This is a genomic window from Polaromonas sp. (assembly GCF_030682935.1).
GTDB lineage: Bacteria > Pseudomonadota > Gammaproteobacteria > Burkholderiales > Burkholderiaceae_C > Polaromonas.
Window position 1 is genome coordinate 1 of record NZ_JAUXNA010000048.1, and the last position, 1,941, is coordinate 1,941.

At 57.6% G+C, this 1,941-nt stretch carries 1 protein-coding gene and 2 pseudogenes; all 3 read right to left on the reverse strand.

What is annotated here, in order from left to right; genetic code table 11:
• Positions 1–647 (reverse strand): annotated as a pseudogene (locus Q8K05_RS01715) (F0F1 ATP synthase subunit beta); the annotation flags it as partial.
• A 40-nt stretch (positions 648–687) separates the two neighbouring features.
• Positions 688–1,554, reverse strand: a complete 867-nt coding sequence (gene atpG / locus Q8K05_RS01720) for a F0F1 ATP synthase subunit gamma (protein WP_305244821.1) — start codon at positions 1,552–1,554, stop codon at positions 688–690.
• A gap of 56 nt (positions 1,555–1,610) precedes the next feature.
• A pseudogene (locus Q8K05_RS01725) lies at positions 1,611–1,941 on the reverse strand (F0F1 ATP synthase subunit alpha); the annotation flags it as partial.

The window sequence follows — 1,941 nt, forward strand, 5'->3', positions numbered from 1 at the left end:
TGGCCGTAGACCATGGCCACTTTGGATTCGCCGAGGTTCTCGAGGTTCACCACGCCGGAATCGGCCATCTCGTGGTAAAAGTCGTTGCCTTCGCGGGTACGCTCGCCCACACCGGCAAACACGGACAGACCCGAGTGCGCCTTGGCGATGTTGTTGATGAGTTCCATCATGTTCACGGTCTTGCCGACGCCGGCGCCGCCGAACAGACCCACCTTGCCGCCCTTGGCAAACGGGCAAATCAGGTCAATCACCTTGATGCCGGTTTCCAGCAGTTCCTGGGAAGGGCTCAATTCGTCGTAGGCTGGCGCCTTGCGGTGAATCGAAGCGGTGAGTTCCTGGCTGACCGGGCCGCGCTCGTCAATCGGCGCACCGAGCACGTCCATGATGCGGCCCAGCGTGGCTTTGCCCACGGGAACCGTAATAGGCGCGCCGGTGTTGTACACGATGTTGCCACGGCGCATGCCGTCTGACGTGCCCAGCGCAATGGTACGCACAATGCCGTCACCCAGTTGCTGCTGAACTTCTAGCGTCAGCGATGAGCCTTCCATCTTGAGCGCGTCATAAATCTTTGGCATCTGGTTGCGCGCAAACTCCACGTCAACCACCGCACCGATACACTGAACAATCTTGCCTTGAACCTGAGCCATGATTGGATCCTTTTCTGTTCTTTAAATCTTGAGTCGCGGTTTAAACCGCTGCGGCACCGGCAACGATTTCCGAAAGTTCTTTCGTGATCGCCGCTTGACGCGTTTTGTTGTAAATCAATTTGAGTTCACCAATCACGCTGCCAGCGTTGTCGGTTGCAGACTTCATGGCCACCATACGGGCCGATTGCTCGGACGCCATGTTTTCAGCCACGGCCTGCAGCACCAGCGCTTCCACGTAGCGCACCAACAGATCGTCAATCACGGACTGCGGGTCAGGCTCGTAAAGGTAGTCCCAGCCGTGCTGTTCCTTATCGGCCTGCAGGCGGTCCGCCGTCAACGGCAGCAACTGCTCGATCACCGATTCCTGCTTCATCGTATTGATGAACTTGGTGTAGCACAGGTAAACCGCCTTGACCTTGCCTTCGCTGTACGCGTCGAGCAGCACCTTGACAGGGCCAATCAACTTTTCCAGGTGCGGCTTGTCACCGAGCTGTGTGACGTGGGACACCACCTTGACACCCACACGATTCAGGAAACCCAGGCCCTTGTTGCCAATGGCCACGGCCTGCGCGTCAAGCCCTGCCGCCTGCAGGTCCTTGAGCTTGGCGGTCACGGCGCGAAGTACGTTGGTGTTCAGACCTCCGCACAGACCTTTGTCCGTGGTCACCACAATAAACCCGGTCGTCTTGGCGTCGTTGGACTCCATGAACACGTGGGTGTACTCGGGATTGGCCTGACTCAGGTTGGCCGTGATGTTGCGAATCTTGTCGCTGTAAGGACGGGCAGCGCGCATCCGTTCCTGCGCCTTGCGCATTTTGGAGGCCGCCACCATTTCCATGGCTTTGGTGATCTTCCGGGTGTTTTCCACCGATTTGATCTTGCCGCGTATTTCCTTGCCTGCTGCCATGTGGATTCCTAATGGTTTCTAGAAAGCTTGCCTTGACTTTGTGAAGTCAGGCAAGCTCAGGCAAACGACTTCTTGAACGCCGCCACAGCCGTGGTCAGTTCCGCTTCAGCGTCCTTGTCCATGGCTTTGTTGGCTTCGAGCTTGGCCATCAAGGGAGCATGCTTGTCCTTGAGCCAGGCATGCAAGCCGTGCTCAAAAGCCAACACTTTCTTGACTTCCACATCGTCCATGAAGCCTTTGTTCACTGCGAACAGCGTGGCACCCATGTTGGAGATGGACAAGGGCGAGTATTGCGCCTGCTTGAGCAACTCGGTCACGCGGGCACCGCGGTCAAGCTGCTTGCGGGTGGCTTCGTCCAGGTCGGAAGCGAACTGCGCGAATGCAGCC